The 17,249-nt window shown below is 41.6% G+C and carries 13 protein-coding genes; 5 read left to right on the top strand and 8 right to left on the bottom strand.

The window, feature by feature from the left end:
• Nucleotides 1-115 precede the first annotated feature (115 nt).
• Together A7985_RS11445 and A7985_RS11440 are read left to right on the top strand one after the other, a co-directional pair.
• Nucleotides 116-2,623 (top strand): GH92 family glycosyl hydrolase, encoded by a 2,508-nt coding sequence (locus tag A7985_RS11445; protein WP_065790603.1) that lies wholly within the window; start codon nucleotides 116-118, stop codon nucleotides 2,621-2,623.
• A gap of 359 nt (nucleotides 2,624-2,982) precedes the next feature.
• Nucleotides 2,983-4,353, top strand: coding sequence for an alpha/beta hydrolase (locus A7985_RS11440; RefSeq protein ID WP_065790602.1), 1,371 nt, complete (start codon nucleotides 2,983-2,985; stop codon nucleotides 4,351-4,353).
• Nucleotides 4,354-4,404: 51 nt separating this feature from the next.
• Here the strand turns inward: A7985_RS11440 and A7985_RS11435 are convergent, their stop codons facing one another.
• Nucleotides 4,405-5,190: a class I SAM-dependent methyltransferase gene (locus tag A7985_RS11435; RefSeq protein WP_065790601.1), complete on the bottom strand. Its 786-nt coding sequence runs from the start codon at nucleotides 5,188-5,190 to the stop codon at nucleotides 4,405-4,407.
• 353 nt (nucleotides 5,191-5,543) lie between these two features.
• Between A7985_RS11435 and A7985_RS11430 the strand changes: the two genes are divergently transcribed.
• Nucleotides 5,544-7,355 carry an RICIN domain-containing protein gene (locus tag A7985_RS11430; RefSeq protein ID WP_065790600.1) on the top strand — a complete coding sequence of 604 codons (1,812 nt, stop codon included), beginning with the start codon at nucleotides 5,544-5,546 and terminating at the stop codon, nucleotides 7,353-7,355.
• Nucleotides 7,356-7,593: 238 nt separating this feature from the next.
• Here A7985_RS11430 and A7985_RS11425 read toward each other — a convergent pair whose 3' ends face one another.
• The 5 genes from A7985_RS11425 to A7985_RS11405 form a co-directional block, all read right to left on the bottom strand.
• Nucleotides 7,594-7,815 (bottom strand): hypothetical protein, encoded by a 222-nt coding sequence (locus A7985_RS11425; RefSeq protein WP_065790599.1) that lies wholly within the window; start codon nucleotides 7,813-7,815, stop codon nucleotides 7,594-7,596.
• A 10-nt stretch (nucleotides 7,816-7,825) separates the two neighbouring features.
• Nucleotides 7,826-8,539, bottom strand: coding sequence for a DUF2589 domain-containing protein (locus A7985_RS11420; RefSeq protein WP_065790598.1), 714 nt, complete (start codon nucleotides 8,537-8,539; stop codon nucleotides 7,826-7,828).
• A 19-nt stretch (nucleotides 8,540-8,558) separates the two neighbouring features.
• A complete protein-coding gene (locus A7985_RS11415; protein ID WP_065790597.1) occupies nucleotides 8,559-9,053 on the bottom strand; it encodes a DUF2589 domain-containing protein in 495 nt (164 codons plus the stop codon).
• Between the two features lie 81 nt (nucleotides 9,054-9,134).
• On the bottom strand, nucleotides 9,135-9,770 hold the full coding sequence (locus A7985_RS11410; protein WP_063381075.1) for a DUF2589 domain-containing protein: 636 nt from the start codon (nucleotides 9,768-9,770) through the stop codon (nucleotides 9,135-9,137).
• Nucleotides 9,771-10,167: 397 nt separating this feature from the next.
• Nucleotides 10,168-10,434 (bottom strand): RebB family R body protein, encoded by a 267-nt coding sequence (locus tag A7985_RS11405; protein WP_065790596.1) that lies wholly within the window; start codon nucleotides 10,432-10,434, stop codon nucleotides 10,168-10,170.
• A gap of 523 nt (nucleotides 10,435-10,957) precedes the next feature.
• On the opposite strand from A7985_RS11405, the gene A7985_RS11400 reads away from it, so the two are divergent.
• Together A7985_RS11400 and A7985_RS11395 are read left to right on the top strand one after the other, a co-directional pair.
• Nucleotides 10,958-13,408 (top strand): LodA/GoxA family CTQ-dependent oxidase, encoded by a 2,451-nt coding sequence (locus A7985_RS11400; protein ID WP_065790595.1) that lies wholly within the window; start codon nucleotides 10,958-10,960, stop codon nucleotides 13,406-13,408.
• A 51-nt stretch (nucleotides 13,409-13,459) separates the two neighbouring features.
• Nucleotides 13,460-14,572, top strand: a complete 1,113-nt coding sequence (locus tag A7985_RS11395) for a tryptophan 7-halogenase (RefSeq protein WP_065790594.1) — start codon at nucleotides 13,460-13,462, stop codon at nucleotides 14,570-14,572.
• A gap of 67 nt (nucleotides 14,573-14,639) precedes the next feature.
• Here the strand turns inward: A7985_RS11395 and A7985_RS11390 are convergent, their stop codons facing one another.
• The gene (locus tag A7985_RS11390) at nucleotides 14,640-15,680 is read right to left on the bottom strand and encodes a fibrinogen-like YCDxxxxGGGW domain-containing protein (protein ID WP_065790593.1); all 1,041 of its coding nucleotides are present in this window, start codon (nucleotides 15,678-15,680) and stop codon (nucleotides 14,640-14,642) included.
• 300 nt (nucleotides 15,681-15,980) lie between these two features.
• Nucleotides 15,981-16,862: a hypothetical protein gene (locus A7985_RS11385; protein WP_065790592.1), complete on the bottom strand. Its 882-nt coding sequence runs from the start codon at nucleotides 16,860-16,862 to the stop codon at nucleotides 15,981-15,983.
• Between the last annotated feature and the right edge of the window lie 387 nt (nucleotides 16,863-17,249).

Raw genomic sequence — 17,249 nt, 5'->3', positions numbered from 1 at the left:
CCATCAAATAATCGCATTAAAATTGTACAAACATGTAAAATAATGGCAGAGTGTCCTGTGACCAAATACATATTTCAATAAAAATTGGAACGATCCAAGTGGGTGCGGAGTTAGAATGATTCATAATAAAAAAGTTAAACATCTGGCCGTTTTATCTTTGTCTTGTGCTGTATTGGCAGGGTGCGAAAAGACGCCAACCGATAGTAAACAAGGTCCAGAAGAACAAGTAAAAATAGAACCTAATTACGTGACCGAGGTGGTTTCTTATGTAGATCCACTTATTGGCACTAAAGGGCCGTTTAATCACAGGCAAGCTGGTAATGTAACGCCTGGCGCTTTAGTACCATTTGGCATGTTTAACTTCGGACCCGAACATGCTTATACAGAAGACCTATTAGCTGAATCAGAAAGGATCTCTAAAAAAATATTGGAGGAAAATAAACGCGTTCCAGTATCACCTGGCGGATACAACTATCAGGCTAGTCGAGTCAAAGGGTTTTCGTTTACGCGGCTATCAGGTACAGGTTGCTTAGGCGCATCGGGCGATATTCCTGTCATGCCTTTTACCAAAGAGGTTACTTTTTCGCCTGCAAAGGATCCAATCAATGGCTACTACAGTGCAGGGTTTAGCCATGATAATGAAACAGCTATTCCGGGCTATTATCAGGTTGGACTGGATAATGGTGTCAATGTTGAGCTCGCTGCAACGACTCGAACAGGTATAGCAAATTTCACATTTGAGAAAGCAGTGGGCGCGAAGCTGTTATTCAGAACATCATACTCTCAATTAGGCAGCGGCGATGCGTATGCCAAAGTAGACCAAGAAAAAGGAGAGGTAACGGGTTATGTTACTTCAGGTAACTTTTGTGGCTACCTTGGTGAGTACAATCAAAGGGATTATTACACCCTACATTTTGTTGCAAAATTGGATAAAGCCATAACCGGAACTGGCGCATGGAAAGACAGTGAAATTTTGAACGGAGCAAATACTGCAAAAGGTGGTATGGGATATGGTGACAATGGTTGGCCCGATATTGGTAAAGGCTCTGGTGTATGGGTAAACCTAGATCTCAAAGATGGTGAAACAGTCCAAATGCGTGTCGGTATTTCTTATGTTAGTTTAGAAAACGCAAGGGAAAACTTAACAAAAGAGCAAGCCGAGTATAGTTTTGCGGATGTGCGTAAAAAGTCACACCGAACTTGGGAAGAAGAATTGTCCAAGGTTAAAGTCGCTTCGAATGATGATAGCAAGTTGAGAGTATTTTATACGGCTCTTTATCATAGCTTATTTCATCCAAATGTCTTCTCAGATGTGAATGGCCAGTACACAGGGTTTGATCAGAAAGTGCATACCGTGTCCAAGTCACAAAACGTGCAGTATGCTAATTTCTCAGGTTGGGATGTGTATCGTTCACAGTTACAGCTAGTCACGCTATTGGATCAAAAGCGCGGCAGTGATATCGCTCAGTCTTTGTTTAATCAAGCTAACCAATTCAATGGTATTTGGGACCGCTGGACCCACAATGCAGGGCCGACAGGCGTAATGAGCGGTGACCCTTCAACGATTGCGATTGCCAATTTTGTTGCTTTTGGCGCAAACGATTTTGATGTTTCCGGCGCATATGCCTCTTTACGTAAAGCTGCCACCCAGCCTACCGAGTTTGATTTGTCTAACATTGGCTGCCCCGTATTTTGTCGTGGTCAGAAACCTTCGTTAGACGAATGGCAAAATCTAGGATATATCTCCGATCAGTCTAATAGCTGGGAGGGGGCATCTGAAACTCTAGAGCAAGCCTCGAGTTACTTTTCACTTTCACAACTTGCAGAGCGCTTAGGTAAAGAAGAAGATGTAGCAAGGTTCGTACAGGAAGCGGGCAACTGGAGAAACCTATACAACCCACTGGCAACGGAGTCTTTGGGGTACATTCAAGGGCGAAACCAGGATAAAACTTGGAAAGATGAGTTTGATCCCTTCTCTGGCCACTTATTCGTTGAGGGAAGCCCTGCTCAATATCTGTGGATGGTACCTCATGATGGCGCTGGGCTTGCAAAAACAATTGGGGGTGGTAAAGCAATGAGCCAGAGATTAGACAGCCACTTCAGAAAGCCTGATGGGACTTGGGTGCTCTATCGCGATTCAGCTGAGTTTTCAGATGTATCCAATCAACCTTCTATTTTATCTCCGTGGATGTATTTACACACCGGCGAAGCGTACAAGACTCAGCAAACGGTGCGAGAAACCATGAAACAGCTTTGGTTAGATACGCCAGATGGTATACCCGGTCAGGATGACCTTGGCCAAATGTCTTCATGGTATGTATTTAGTAGTTTAGGCTTGTATCCTAAATACCCTGGGCGCGCTGATCTCGTTCTATCTAGCCCGCAGTTTTCAAAAGCAGAAATTGGTAATTTAACTATCAATGCGCCGAGTGCATCTGGCGATCATATTTATATCAACTCGCTTGAAGTAAATGGCACTAAAACGCTGAATAGCTGGATTGACGAATCATATATTAATAAATCCGTAACTCTGGACTTTACATTAAGTACTGAGCCAAATAAGGCGTTCGGCAGGGCTGTTGAAAACAGACCGCCAAGTTATGGTCCCTCAATAAAGTTATAAAGTGGGTAGCGAAGATAATTAAAATGGTAACATTGTAAAACAAAAAAAGGTGCTTAAAAATAAGCACCTTTTTTTGTTTTTTCTTCTGGAATGAATGTTTGAAAGATTAGGATTAAAAGAGGGGTATATATGTTTTTGATTTTTTAAGTTTTTGGTAATGCTGGTTTTAATATTTGTTTGGTTTTTGCTTGTTGATTATTTTCAAACTTTATTGTTGCTTTTTTAATTATTTAAAGTTTTTACTCTTGCAGTTTTTATTAAATTAACTAATGAGCTTTGCGTCACTAGATTTGTGGCTAAATTATGGTCACTTTATTTTGTGTATTAATTTAATGCGATTTTACTCGCAAGGAAGAAAAATGATCAGTATTAAAAAAATATCAATTTTAGCACTTGCTTTTTACTCTCAATTTAACCTAGCAAGTACAGTGGAGGGTTACCCATCAAGTGAGTTGGAATATGTTGAACACTACATGTGGTACAATAATGTGGGCTATCCAATGCGCGAAGGGCAGTATATAAAGTTAGATAGTGGTCAGCAATATAATGTTCAAAATGATCAACAGCTTGACTTGTCTTACTCATCATACCCTGAGTGTCGGCAAGCAGCATGCTTTCCGATAGCTTCACTAAACGCTCGTATTATAAAGTCGAGAGATGGTGTGCTCGATAAACCAGTTTATTTTATCAAAGGATTAAATGTGACGGCTGATGGGATCAGTACTGGCCATCATGAGTTTAATAAGTATTGGTATGATTATCGTCTTCGCGATGTTTTTATACCGTTACTTAACGCCGGAAGAGATATCGTCTTCATAGAATATGTCAACACAAGTGATAAGTTAGTCCCGCACACCGCGCAGTTAGTTCACTTTATTGAAACTAAGATGAAGCGGGGCAACCATCAAAGTTCAATGGTTGGTTATAGCTATGGTGGCATACTTGCCAAGAAAGCGCTGAATTTTATAGAGTCAAGTCGATATAACCATGAGGTCTTTAATTATATTTCTATTGATACGCCACATAAAGGGGCCAATATTCCTTATACAATTACAGAAACAATCGGAAGAATAAAAGGTCGATTAGAAGATGCTCGAGGGTGCTCTTGGAGCAGTTCTTGCGACAGAGCTCGCAAAAACGCAAGGCGCATGTATGCAAGCTTGACAGAGGGAGTGGCAGCTCAACTATTGGTAACAGGTAAGGAAAGCTACCAGTACTTCAGAAAGTTAGCAGACGAAGGCTATCCATCAACATATAATGTTGCCTTTTCAAATGGTAGTTATACGGGCACTTCAGCAGGGTTACCTACCAATACTCAAATGGCGAGGTTTGAAGTAGATTATAGTGTATATGGTGACACCTATTATACTCTAAAGTCACTTAATATAAGTAGTAAATACAAAATGGGCCATTATTACAGAAGCCATAACTTCGATAATGCACCTGGCTCATATACGATTACAGGGCAAATGCTGCAAGAGTTTTTTGACGGGAATGGCAATATTCGCAGAGTGACGAACAATCTACTTTCTAATAATCGTAAGCCAACATTTATTACCACTGCAAGTGCATTAGATCTAAATACAAATGATATGACCTCTTCATTTAATCCAAATTCAGTTTCTACACCGTTTGACAAAGTCTATGGGGTGAATGGCAGAAATTTAAGTCATACAGATTTTAGCTATCATAAAAATAATCTAATTCTAGAGATTAAGAAAGCCAATTAAATCAGGTTTATTTGGCTCATAGCGCTTTTGACGTTTAAAAGCGCTTTTGTCCTATATTTTAACGGCTTTTATAAAAAGCCACTTCATGTGATGAGTGTAACTCTCTGGCAGTTCATTCATTGCCAAACTAAGCGTGGTCAGGGCATCATCTAAGCTTAGGTGAGGTAGGCTCTTTCTAGCGATGGCGGGAATTTTGTAAAACTCAATCCAATCTTGTTTTGTCACAGTCACTGTTTTCGTAATGACTTCAGATACTGTAAAACCATACTGTTCAATAATTTGAATCAAATGCTCTTTACAGTATTTTTTTGGTGTACCTTTGTGTTTCTTCTGTTCAAAACCAAGTATTTTAAGCTGCTGATCTATCGCGATGTATCGCGACTCGTCTTGCACAGGGCCTTGCAGATCCCACTCGGAAAAGTTAACGAGTAACCCACCTCTATGTTTTAGCTGAGACTTAATCAGCGGAAGTGTTTTATCAAAATCGAACATCCAAAATGCAGAGTTTGCGAGAAAGCAGCAGATGGAGTTTGGAGCAAAGTGTATGTTCTCTGAGAAACCAGACATAAACTCGGCATTGGTGTGCAAGCTATTATGTTTGGCGACTGCGACCATCCCCTTGGCTGCGTCCACACAGGTGACTCTTCTATTTGGGTGGAAGTTAAGCAAGGCGTCCAGAACTAAATTAGATGAACCACAGCCTAAATCAACAAAATGGTTGTAGTCATACTTGCCTATAATCTCAGCGCTAAATCTAGCGGTGTCTTTGTAAAAAGAAATGTTTTTTGCTGACTTCGCGTACTGTATTGCGCTGTCACTCCAAATACAACTACCCATGGACTTTCCCTCTATCACTATGAGATATATAAATTTTAACCTTCTTTCTTATGTTAACTAATCATAATGTGCAGCAGACGATACGAGTTTGATCAGCGTCATATCGTGGTGCCGAAAGTTTTCGTGCCTGAAGTGACGTATTTTGCAATAGTTTATTCTGCCTTGCAGAAGTTAAGGTCATTTATCTCGGTATTATGTATTGGTCTTTTGTTTATTTATTATCAGCGGGTTTACATTTGTAATGCCGTGTAATGGTTTTAGGTAATTCATTAATGTACTTTATTAAACGATTCGGAGCAGATGTTAAGGGCTTTGCTCTTGTGTTGTTTTTACATTAATTTTGGAGTTTGAAAATGGGTTTACGAAAAGGGGTGGTAAGTTCAGCAGTTGTGGCGTCATTGGCTACTGGCTCGTTAGTATTTACGAATCAAGCGAATGCATTTGGCTGGGGAAGTATCGGAGACTTTTTTAAAGATCCAGTTGGGTCAATTGGGAGTGCGGTTAGCCAAGTAGCGACGGTTGTTCAGGATGTAACAAGCCCCGTGACCAATGTGGCCATTACAGTTTTAAAACAAGGTGCCAATGTAGTTAACCAAGCCACAGATGCAGTAGGTGTAGATTCAAGAGCGATTACAGGACAGGCAATTGCTGTGGCTCAAAGCCTCACTTCAATAAATCAACTGGGCACATATTTTACATCAGAACAGCAGAAATTAGCACACCTTCAAAGTTTTGCCAGCACTGCAATTGGCAATGCACACTATGTAACCCAGTTAGAGTCTTTACTTGATGGTATTAACTCAAACAACGTTGAACTAGCAAAAGAAGTCGTTTACACATTAATCAGAGACATCGACTACAACAACCTTAAGCGGGTTGCAGATGAAGTAAAAAACCGCGATAACGCGCAGTCAATTATGTTTATGGTAAATAAAGGTAATGTTGGTGTCGGTGTCGCTGTTGATATCAATGAATTAGAACGTATAAAGCATGGTCATCATACGCATCGCGACCAGCCGATTATGAGTTTCTTCGTACAAGCCGTGAACCCTGGAACACCGGACAATGCTATTAAATTTGCGGTTGGTTATCATAAGAGCTTGCCAAAAGACGTCACAGGGAACAGTTTTAGTATTGCCAATACGGTTAAAAATCTCAAAGTAACTTTGGCATTCGCGCCGCTTAGTACAAGTAGCTTATTGAATTTATTTGATATTACGTCACTGAGAAATCAGCATAAAATGACGGCGGTTGGCGTGAGCAGCAAGTCAGTAAACATGCAAGTTGGCGGTACATCTAGGCAGGTTGTGTTTAAACAGTGTCAAAATGGCCGACTTCAAACTGCGGTTGGTAACTGTAACAACCCTAATGAAGATCTGTCTATCAGCTCAATCACGGGTGTGACTCAAACCGATCAACATACATCGGTTGGTGGTGTTTCATTTGTATTTAAATCTTTTGGTATTGTACCGGGTATGTACTGTGTCCAAACGTTAGAGCCCGCAGATCCGCATACTTGGCATGACAACTACTTTTGTTCGTCGCAAGATATTGGCATGAAATGGTCATATGCAGGGCCGATTAATGGGATGCGCTGTACACAAATCAAAGAATCTGCTGATCCGCACACGTGGGAAGACAACTATTTGTGTTTACCTCAGGATTCAGACTTCTTGTTCTCGTGGAGTAGTGCAGGCAAAGCCAATATGCAAAAATCGGTTAGGTGGCTTGAGTCGGCAGATCCACATACATGGGATGACAATTACCTAGGCATCGAAAAACACGTCGAGCTTAAAATTCACGGTAAGTGTTTGGATATTTGGTACGCTCATCCAGCAAATGGACAGGACGTTGTTGTACATGATTGTCACGGCGGTGCAAATCAGAGGTGGTTATTTACTAATGACGGCAAAGTTAGAAGCAAGATGAACTACAACAAGTGTTTAGATTACAGAAACTCTGCGACAAGCAATGGGGAAAGACTGATGGTTTGGGATTGTAACAACAGTCCGACTCAAGCATTTAAATACATAAATCAGCAGCTTAAAACAGTATTAGAGCCATCGCGTTGTGTTGATGCGCCCTCTGGTCAAAACGGCACTAGAACACATTTATGGGACTGCCCTGTATTGCACCCCAATAACACAGTGGTTGTCTCTCAATAAGACAAAACTTCAAATATGAGGTAATGCACAGGGTGTGTTTTACCTTCATAGCCTCTCGGTAAATACTTCAGGCCTAGTGTGTTCCATCATAATAACTAGGCCTTTTCATTCACTTTAATACGCAAAGTTTCTTTTTAGGCACTCAGGCATTATGTAGCCGGTATTTTTTCAAGTAACCATTAAATCTGTTTTCATAAAACGTAACCCACACTGTGATGATGACGCTGGGTGAGTTGGGCTACGAGTCATGGCGGCCAGCTTGTGTCGTGGCACTTTCACGGATCTGCTCAAACTTATTAAACGCATTTGATACAACCTCTTTATCGGTGGCTGTGAGCGCAATAGATACATCGCAATTTGGGTTTGAACAGGAAAAAGATTGTCCTGCTAAAAGCAAATTTGATTCGAAGTAAATTGGCATAGTGCATTCAGGGCAGTCAATTTTTGATTTTATACTCATAGTTAGTTCCTTATTGTTTACTGGGGAGTGGCATCATATTTTTTGAAAATATTTCTAAAATTGTGGTGATCCCATTGGGTAAAGGGAGTTGACCAGCTTCAAGCGTAACTTCATAGCTTGCGTGGGCCGAGCTAGTTTGCTGCTGTTCTCCTTGGTGTGATTTGGCGAGCGAGCCATGCAATTCAGTCTCAAACTCATGTGATTGATTTGGTTGTGTGTTTTGTGGATTGCTTTGCTTTTGAGATTGGGTTCTGCGCTGTCTCCGCCCCTGCGGTCGCCCCTGCGGTCGCCCCTGCGGTCGCCCCTGCGCTCGCCCCCGCATTCTGCGAATTGAAGTGGAGCTCTCCTCCTGATGTTCTAGAGTCTCTTTCTTTTTTATTTCCCTCGAGCTTTTCACTTCCATGTTGAAAGACACCTTGAGCTTTTCTATGGCGAGCGAATTAATGGGAATTAAGGTCATGAGCGGAATAGAGATATCCATTTTAATCGGAGACTTGCCAATGACGCCATCTTTATCAATAACAGAACGAGATAATGTAAAGTTGACCATTGTTGGGACTAGCTGGCTATCATCATCTGGGCTTTTTTCGAAACAGGTTGTGAGGAGAAACTGAGTCTGTGCATTTGCAATCATCGCGTTTGCATCGGTTGCGGCTTTTAGCGGCGCACCAATCAGCGCTTTCATAGGCAATCCAGAAAACTGTGAGGCAATATTGTTGTTCATGCGAAGTCCTTTTTATAACTTATCCTGGAATTTGTGCTCGAAGTGCGCGCTCGTAACCTTCAATGAGCTTTTTAAGGCCTTCTGGGGGCTCATTACCGGTTAAAGTGATTTCTAGCTGTGCATTGGCGGTGTTCTCTCCACCACTTGGTCCGATTATTTTGTCGCGAAACCCTGATTTTGTCGTGTTTTTGGCGAAAGTGACCATGAGTTTGTCTTGCTCATTTGTGCTTATTTCCAAGTCTGTTTTAAACTTCACTTCCGTGATCCTTGGTGAAGATATGGGCACGAGTGCGAGAAGTGGCACTTCGGCTTCTACTGTATCGATACCCTCTTCAGTTCTACTTGGAAATTGCATCGTACATGTTTTGGGAGAGTAACTTGGTGCTTTGCCTTCGTCATTTTCATGTTCATCGAAAAAACGTTTAACAAAGTCAATCGTTTCGCCTTCAACAGACTTAGCAGCGTCTTTAACGCCTTTATGTATGGCTTTCATTAGTGATTGAAATTCGATCATAGCATGTCTCTTATTATCGTTATTTAAGAGAGGAAGCTGCTAACTTCCTCAGAGTAACCACGATTCGGTGTCAGTAGGTGCTTACTCTTTTTCAATGATTGGATCAATGTTCTTGGTAAAGGCATTAATAATGGTGGTTACGCCTGTTGGCAGAGGTAATTGCCCTGCGTGAACATCCACTTCATATTTGGCTTTATTTGATGCCTCATAGTGCTCTTTTTGCTTCGAAGTAGACTTGCTGCTATGAGAAACCGACCCATGTACTTCAACGGAGAAAAGGCCCGCATTGTACTTCGCTGTAATATCAGCTTTGGCAGCGGTTTCCTGTTCACTACTTTTTTCATTGTCAGTGGATGTTGAACTGGAGACTTCCATTTCAAAATGGATTTTTACATCATCGACTGCCAAAGAGTTGAGCGGAATTAAAGTGAGTAGTGGCAGCTTTAACGTAATTTTTGCGTCATCTCCGCTGCTTCCGTCCGCCTTTATCACCGGGCGACTGAGCTCAAACTCAACCATGATAGGCGTCAGTTTACTGCCACTGGCTTGTGGTGAATTAGCGCCACCTCCATTTTCAAAGCACGTACTCAACATAAACTGAGTTTGTGTTCGGGCCATCATACCGTTTGCATCTGTCGCAGCTTTCAGCGGACCACCAATGAGAGATTTCATTGGTAAGCCACTGAATTGCTGGGCCATTGATACGAGTCCTGCCATATTTTTCTCCTCTTTTGAGATCTAATTGCAGTGCTTACTAAAGTGCTTTGCACTACGAATGGGTATTACCTGAGCTGCATATTTAGTTAGCTATGATAAAGCTGCTACTTTGGGTTGGAATTGGTGGGTTTAAGGATAAATGCGGGGGAACATACGAGACGTTGAGGTCAGTAACGCTTTTGTCTTTAGGGTTATAGTCAAGGAAGGGGATTAATCAACACGCCAGCAATACTCACAAACTAGTTAGGCGAGAGGATAAAATCGCGATGGAACGCATACCCTGAGCGTGGTGGGTTAATCTCTTGCTTATTGGGCAAACTTTTAAGGAGTAAAATGAAAAGAGCATAGACATATAACTTCTACGCTCTTTTTTAAATAAGTATGCGTCTCGAAGGTCTTAGCGATAGATCATGGTAACCCCTTTCGATGTCGCTTTCATGTCCACACAATACAAAGTATTCACGCCTTGAACTAAAGCCGCTTGGGCCGTGACAGCGTTATTTTGCTGCCCCACGGTTGCGTTGTGGGCTGCGTTAGACAGCGCTTGGCTTGTTGCAATCATAAAGTTACCTGTTGCAACTGCTGGTGCGTCACCCAGCACCTTAGTATTTACTTGCGAAACTGAATCTGTAATTTGACTGTTAACTGCGGTCGGAAAAGCCATCAATGATACTCCTTTGCCTAATTCAAATTTAAACTTAGTTTATTATGCATATGTTTACTATTACACCGTGTTACGCATTAATGGGGCTGAGCGAATTGTCTGCACTCGGCGTAATAATATGTAATGGAATGTTTTGTATTTGTTACTAAACTAGTTGTCCTACCCGTAATTGAAAGAATGCGTATTTCAACTTTCTAAGGAGAGACTATGTCTTTGGTTGCTATGAAAAATCTTTTTCAAGTCATATTTGTAGCGGGCAATGGTTTAAATGCCTTCTCTCAAAGCAATTATGTCTTTCGAATAAAATTTAAGGCTGTGAATTTTTCATTAAATAGATGATGTCACATAGCTTAATTGCGCTTTTAAGGATTGAAGTTCTCAATAACGGCGCTATGCAGTTAACTCAAAATAGCGAAGTAAACCAGCGTGTGAGTCCAAGTTGAATTTGAACAACCATAAGTTCGACATAAGACGTGTTTTTGGCTCATTAACATTTCATATTTAGTTATTTTAAGGACAACCCATGACAAATAGTCAGTATAAAATTTACCCGCCTCTGGGTATTGCGAGAGTTGGTAATGGTCCCGCAATCAAGTCACTATCTCTGTCCACTCCTGAGGTACCTTGGGCTCATTTGTATGATACTGATGTACAGTATTTAGTTACGGAGCAAGAACTCAAATCTTTAGTCGATAATGCCTTTGATGTGCGAGCTACACCGGAAATAGAACGAGTCCATAAAGAACTGATTGCTAATAATACTTGCAACCTCGAATTAGCAGATATCGAAAAATGCCTTAACGTACTTCAGTTATCAAATTTGGTACCGCAATCACAGCTTGTGCGCAGCCTTGATAACTTAGAATTTATAGAGGTGGGAAATTATCAATCTGTATTGCAACAAATCAAAGATGCAATACTTAAGGTGCTGAATGACCACTATTTACATGCCGTCAAAAAGCAAGCACAAAACTTTTACGTATATAAATGCGACGAACAGGGCAATCCAGTCGAAAAATTGAAGCTGGAAGAGGGAGATAAAGTCACTTGGTATGTTGAGGTGGCCAATAAAAAGTCATTTTGGTATGACTACAACAACGCTTTGGATCTGTCACTGCATACACAGGGTAGTGGTAATCTGAGTAAAAATGTCAGCAAACACAGACTCGCTCCTGCGATGACAGCGAAGCGAAGAAACCCAAATGTGATTACCAATAGCCTCAGAAAGCAGCTGGTGATCTCAAGCCAAGGGAGTGTATCGAGTAATTGCCAGACTCAGGTCAAACTCAGTGGCAAGTTCCCTGCAAACGAACCTGATAAAAACAACCGTTTAAGCGATCTACTTAACTTGTCAGAGCGCCACAATGTACTGCAAGGTTCTTTAGAGTGCAGCAATGACGGTGTGTTGAGATTTTACGCTGGTAATGGGGTTTCTCAAGCTCTGTCTCCTTCTTCGCAGAATACGGATTTTGCAGATAACTCAAATTGGTTTGACGACATATGTGATGGTCGTGTGACTGCGGTTGTTGAGCTTAAAAATGGCGATACATTTGAAGTCAGTGATGAACAAAGTAGCGCGTGGATAGCCACGACACCTCCTGATTATGCACCGCAAATTGAACCTATTGTCACTATGTATGACATGGTCTCCGGTGCGGCATTAAAAGAGCAGGACTTAGACAAACTCGAGACCCAATTTAGTGATGTGTTTCCTATCTTGTATCGACTTTACAGAATGCAGTGGGTAAACCAAGCTGACTTTTCAGATAATGCGGTTAACACGCAAATTCGGGAATTAAATAGCGAACTGAGCTTTTCAGAGTTGTTAGATAATACTGCGTCGGCAAAGTCGCTAAGAGAAGGGATTTTCAATCAATTTAGAAACCCCTTGTTTGACCAAGATGTTGACATCGTTGACCCTAACCAAAGTAGCAATGAATGGGTGAACAATAGTCGGATTATTCCCAGTAAGGACATGACCGATATTGCACCTCGTCCAGTAACGTCCTCATTGAAATTACCGTTTTATCCAAATGACGGTATAGATTACCCAGGAAGCCCTGTTCAGTGGTTTGCTATCCCGCCATTTATGTATCAGCACTTGCAAAATTGGGCGACGGGAGATTTTACAGTCACACAAGCCGAAAAAGACAGCTCACGGACGATTGAAGAACTTGGCATCTTTTATAGTGAACAATTCAAACACGCTAAAAACAGCGCATTGCTCTGCGCGCGTGGCGCGCTCGATGCGTTATATGGTGGCGGGTTCCACCCGGGTGTTGAACTGACTTGGCCAATGCGTCACAACTTAATTTATAGCGATAACCAGTATGTAAGTGGCGTGACACCAGAGATCAATTTATTAGGCCTAAGAGAGTTTAGGCTTAAGCAAGATCTACAGGGACTAAATTCACCGAATATGTATCAAGACTTTGGACATGTGATTGCAGTAGACAACGTTACGGAGTCCGTCGATCCCAATTCAGAAGCGGCGTGGTTGTGGCGAAGCACGCCCGGTGATTTAACCAAGTGGATGGGGATCCCTTGGCAATCCGATGCGGCGAGTTGCCAAGCGGTATATACGCCTGAAGATTTTCCAATCCCTTCATGGTGGGCGGCTAATTTGCCGGTGCATGTACTGCCACTTGCTAGATATGAAAAGTTCAAAGACAGCCAATCAGCCGATCTACCCGAAATTAATGGCATGACACACAATATTGCGCAAGGCATGTCAGCAGAGACCTTCGCACATATGCGTTTAGAGCAGTTCTCACAGCGTTTGGAGTGGCTCCATACTGCGGACCTAGGTTTTGTTGGTTATCACGCTGAAGGGGGCTATACCAATGGGCTCATTCAGATGGTAAGTCAGTGGAAAAAAATGGGGATGGTGATGGCAAGGCCTGTTGATGACCCCGGTGCGTCTGGCATTCCCAATGTGGTTTATGTCGCTTACAGCGAAGCTGATAAAAATTAAAGGTGACAAATACTAAAGGCACTTTGGTGCCTTTAGCAAAAGGATGTATCAATGAACGATGGGTTAGAGTATGACTGTTTAATCGTCGGTGGCGGTATTACTGGGACTGTTGCAGCCAAGCAGCTAGTCGACAAAGGCTATCAGGTTGCGCTAATCGATGATCGTGTCACTTCTCAATTGAGATTGGCGGAAAGTCTCCCTGCAAGTATCGAACCTATGCTTCAGCGGCTCGGGCTTTTCGATTTGCTTAACGTGTCACCGCATTTTAAACATTCGGGCATGGTTTCAGCGTGGGGCACGCATATACTACAAGCAGCACCTTTGGTGGCGCATCATCATGGTTGGAAGGTAGACAAACGCGCGTTGGTAAGGCAAGTGAAGGCGCAACTGCCGAGTGCATGTGTGATCTCAGGTAAAGTGAAGGAAGTTTCAGAGCAAGAGGGGGGTTGGGAGTGTATTGTTAGAAGTTACGTCACAGAGACCGACATCAAGGTCCGAGCTCGATTCTTACTTGATGCCAGTGGTCGCCAAGGTTACTTGCCAAGAATCTTAAACTTGCATAGACACACATTTGACAAACTCAGTGCATTTGTCGCGAATGTTGTTGTCCAAACACCTTCAAAAGCGCAGCCATCAGTGGTCGTAGAGTCGATTGAGGATGGTTGGACACTGGTATCAAAAATAAATGATAAAGAAAGTATGATTGCCATATTTTGCAATCAACATACGCCAGACTTTGGCAAGTTAAAGCAAGCCAAAAATTGGCATGGTATTGCCAGTCAAACGCAGTGGTTTAAAAAGATACTACCGAACAGCGCTTTTGAGGTGAAGGTCTTAAATGCAAGCAGTCATATTGTTAGTCGATTAAGTGGGAATAATTGGTTACTGGCTGGCGATGCGGCAATGTCATTTGACCCTCTGTCTTCACACGGAATGACAACGGCAATCTATATGGCTGAAAAAGCGGCAATTGCGATAGATGACTTATTTAAAGGTAATAAACAATCTCTCGGCATGTACAGCAAAACGATGACCGATATATACAACAGTTATTTAAATGAATTGCTGGGACATTATCGTCGCGAAAGGCGCTATCTAGACTCTAAATTTTGGCAGAGTAAACAGCAAATTAACGCTCAAGAAACGCTAAGTGTTGTAGGCTAGATCGTGTAGTACGCAGAGGGATTAAACTAGGGCGAAATAGCCCTAGCTTAATTAGTATTCCGAGTGATTAACGCATCCAAAGCAAGGCGAACGTAGAGCCGTTTGGTTCTGCGTTTGTAATGCATCGTGTAGAGCCTTTGCCAGTCTGTTTGTATTCACCACGCGCTACCCAACAGTGAGTCGTACCATATAAATCAATCTGCCAACCAACTTGGTACGTTGGGCGGTAAACTGTGTCGTCCCATTGTAGGTACGCAGGGTTAACACAGGCTGTTTTCAATGTACTCGCATCGTTGTAATCGGTTCTACAAGCTGGAATTTTAATCAGCTCTGGCATATGATCCACGCGGTCTAAGTAACCCCAAGAGTATCGAACTAGGCCAAGTTCATGCGTGGTTAGATTGTCCGCAAAGGCTGTTTTGCCATTGTCACAATACGCGCCAACAGGGCAAGCAACTTGTTCTTTTGCATCGCTGAACCTAGAAAGGTCGCCCTGATATAGCCATAGTTTTGTCGGATTAGTTGGGTTAGTTTCAGGTAATTGACCATACTCTGTGATCCGTCTAACCCCGCCTGCTGCTGTGCTTGGGTAGCTTCCGACTAATGTCCAACCACCGCCGTGAGAAGTCATGTCACAATAAACCGACATGGGCTCATTATTGTCGTCAACAATCTCATAGATGCCATCGCCAGTGCTGGCACCAGCGTCTAGAATCTGCTTACATGTTGTAAAGGCCTGTTGCTGATTATTCACAAGACCCCAATCACCAGAGGTACCATCATTACTGTGCCAACTACCTTGGTAACTACCGCTTGGACCTTTATGCCCAGAAAAGTACTGATTTTGGCCAGATACTAGATCGCTTATTTCAAATCGAATGCTAGTACCGTTTGCGCTAGTGGCACCTGATAAAATCTTTTCAACAGAGGTGGCAATAAAGTGCGTATTAAACCCTTGAAAAGCATACTCAGATGTTACTTCGTTAGAGAGAACACCATTATGTTCGGAGTCCATCTTGAGTTTATACGTTCCATCAAACTGTGCTTGCTGTGCAAATACGCTGCTGCTTATTACGGCAAATGATAATAAAGGCCATGGATTTTTCATGTTAATTCCTTAACGTTTGTCGAGAAAGTAGGATAAATCGTTTTTATACGTGTTCAATTGTGCGCAAAAGTTTTATTGCGGGTAGTTTTTCAATAAAACATAAGAGTTGGTATGATTTTATGGTGAGGGAATATTAATTGTTTAATAATTTTTTCTCTCTCTTAATTGATGTGCGGTTTTTATTAGTTAATTTTTATTAGCTTTGCGTTTTTGTTGTACAAGCCTATTTTATATACTTTATTTTTTGTAAATTAGTGGACCGTATATTGAGTGTCCACTAATTGTGATCGTTTGGTCAGTTTAGTGGAAAGACAACCCCCACATGAAAACTCGTCCATTTGTTGACATATCAGCTGTCCCCATTGCTGAAACTCGTATTTTGTTGGTTGTTACAATTTCATCTAATGTGAACTCATTTTTTTCGAATGTTCTGCGTTCTTCAATGGCTGGGAAATTGAATTTACCCTTGTTCACCCATTGAGTTCCGTCCCAAACATCAAAGTTAAACTGAGTTAATCTGGTTCCTTGCCCATTGTTGATTGAGCCCAGTCTAAACGTCTGAAGCGTAAAAGATCTTTTAAATGTGATTTCAAAAGACATTGGGAAAGGCAAGCCACCATTATCAGATTGCACCAAAACGCCTTTACGCTGATCTACGTCGGCAAACGGAATAGGCCCTAGACCGTGTAAATCAACTAAAAAGTCTTCGTTCCAGTAATTGTGCTTGTCATAACGACCACCAGAAAAGATTGTATCTGCTTTAAATTCAAGTACATCAGCCGCCTTAGGTACAATGTTCGAAGGCGCTTTAGCATCGATCGTAAAGTCTCCTTGCTCTCCATTAGGACCAAACCATGCGCCACGCCAGCCCGTATTTGTGGCATGGCCTGTAAACCATTTTAGGCTGCCATTTTCGAGTAGTTTAAATGAGAAGCGCTCCACCTCACCAGAGCCTAAGTGTGTGTTATTGATCTGCTCAATTGTGCCAGATAAAACGCCACCATCTGGACTAGTGCCGTGTAAGATACTCCCTTGCCTGTTAAGATCTATATACGCAATATTGGTTTTATCATCTAAGCCATTTAATACACTATCATAACTATATAGGTACTCAATTGCCTGTGCTGAGAATGCTGTACCAAATGATAATGCGAGCGCAAATGATTTCTTGCCTAGTTTCATTATAGTTCCTTTTAATATAAATAATATATTTATGATTTTTCTTTTGGTTGTTAAAGTCAATATGTATTTTTCTATTTATTGATCTGATTTTTATTTTAATGTTTTTTGGTTTTTTTAATTTTAATAAATATAGCGTGTGTTTTTTATTTGTTTTATTGTTGTTAATTTTTTATTGGTGTTTTTTATTTTTTGGATGATGAGGTGAGTGATTTTTAGACGGATTAACTTTGTCTACATAATCGTGCCCATGCGCTTTTATTAAATTAGAATGAATGTGAGTGAGGTATTTTAAGGGAATAAGTGTCGACGTTAAGTAGACGAGTTCGCATGGTTTCTGCCCTGTATCAAAGTGGCAATCTCAAATACCCGTAAATTAAATACCACAAC

The sequence above is a fragment of the Pseudoalteromonas luteoviolacea genome (assembly GCF_001696455.1).
Taxonomy (GTDB): domain Bacteria; phylum Pseudomonadota; class Gammaproteobacteria; order Enterobacterales; family Alteromonadaceae; genus Pseudoalteromonas; species Pseudoalteromonas luteoviolacea_C.
Note: the sequence above shows the minus strand (reverse complement) of the source record. Positions and strands in the feature narration are given on the sequence as shown.